Genomic DNA, 1,394 nt, shown 5'->3' on the forward strand with positions numbered 1-1,394 from the left:
CAAGTGTGTGCAACGATCAGCTCCCCAACAGCAGCGGTCGCCGATTATGCAGCAGCCAATCATCCGGGACCTGACACTTAGCAAGAAGCACCAATTCCAAGGCGTCCATCGCTCTGTCGGGGGATTGTGCGGCGGCAGTGCCAATGTCATCGGCAAGCTGTCGACCGACTTCCCCGACGGTTTGGGGCAAGCCCTGAATAGCAATAATTCCTCTGGAAGTAAACACGTAGCCTGTGCTTAGGATCATTTGAATTCCTTATTGAACGAGAAGTGAGCGCGCAGCAGAATTAAGGCCAACGATGTCGCAACCAATACAGCAATCCCCCATTGGATCACGATATATGCCAAAGGGATTGATTCCAACGCGACAGCGAAACTTGGTGGCCCCTTAGCCAGAAGACTAAATCCACCGGCGAATAACATTAGCAGTAGACTGCCGAAGAATTTCCGATCTTGCAGAACTGGCTGTAACAAGTCGGCGGGCGAGCAGTTGCTTTCAGGATTGAATGAGGTTTCCCTGCCGAAGTCGATGCTGGCTAGATAGGTCAGGGACGGCCGCATCGGTATCGCGTAGGGTATGTACCTGTACATTAGCCCAAAGATCTTTGCGGTTGACTCAGGTGCGGATCGTGCCAGCGATGCAGGTTGAACAACAGCAGACTTGAGTAGATGCCGCCAGTGAACGAAAACCGCAATGCCCATAGCGCAAGTCAAGATTAACGGTGCCATTGCCAGCAAGTTAGGTACGGCCAGGGAAGAGTTCGCCTCATGCAGGTAGATGGCGCCGAGCATGGCGACGCTCAATATGTGAATACAAGTGATATTCAGTTTCATACTGATGCTCATGATGTGAGGCTCTCGAATTCAATTTTGTTTGGAAAGGTAGACAGGAGGTCGAGTTTGCAGCATTGCTTGCTGCTACCGTTGGAATTCGCTCGGCGGTTTCAAATCTGAAGTGCAACACCTTGCTCATCCGGTAAGGTGTGCAGATGACCAGAAGATTCCAGCAGATGCAAGCTGAAGAGCGCGTGGCGCTGGCGGCGATGAGGCTGCAGAGTATGAGCTTGCCGGCCATCGGATCTGCCTTGGGCCGCAGCCCCGGCACCCTCAGCCGCGAGCTGTCGCGTAACTCGACGGCGGGTCAATACGCTTCGCGCACTGCTCAGGCCGCCTATCAGGCGCGCCGCAACCGTGCTCGGCCCATTCGCAAGCTTGATCCCAACGGACCTGCGTGGCCGCTGGTTGCACACATGCTCGGATGGCTGTGGTCGCCACAGCAAATCGCGCACACACTGCGCAGCATGTGGCCCGACCGACCCGAACTGCATGTCTGAGCATAGACTCTCTTCGAATGTCATTGTCCAGGGGAGTGTAAGGCGGGCCAACGGCCCGTC

Annotated in this window: 3 protein-coding genes; 2 read left to right on the forward strand and 1 reads right to left on the reverse strand. The window is 55.1% G+C overall.

Annotated features, from left to right (window positions below):
• The coding region (locus ACOVRA_RS05535) for a hypothetical protein (RefSeq protein WP_421719426.1) at positions 1–241 on the forward strand (241 nt) is incomplete at its 5' end.
• Between the two features lie 2 nt (positions 242–243).
• Here ACOVRA_RS05535 and ACOVRA_RS05540 read toward each other — a convergent pair.
• Entirely contained in the window at positions 244–834 is a 591-nt protein-coding gene (locus ACOVRA_RS05540) for a hypothetical protein (protein ID WP_421719427.1), read from the reverse strand.
• Positions 835–989: 155 nt separating this feature from the next.
• Here ACOVRA_RS05540 and ACOVRA_RS05545 point away from each other — a divergent pair, with 155 nt between their 5' ends.
• On the forward strand, positions 990–1,334 hold the full coding sequence (locus ACOVRA_RS05545) for a transposase (RefSeq protein ID WP_421719428.1): 345 nt from the start codon (positions 990–992) through the stop codon (positions 1,332–1,334).
• Positions 1,335–1,394: the final 60 nt, after the last annotated feature.

Origin of the sequence: Aquidulcibacter sp., assembly GCF_049239865.1 — a bacterium.
GTDB lineage: Bacteria > Pseudomonadota > Alphaproteobacteria > Caulobacterales > Aquidulcibacteraceae > Aquidulcibacter.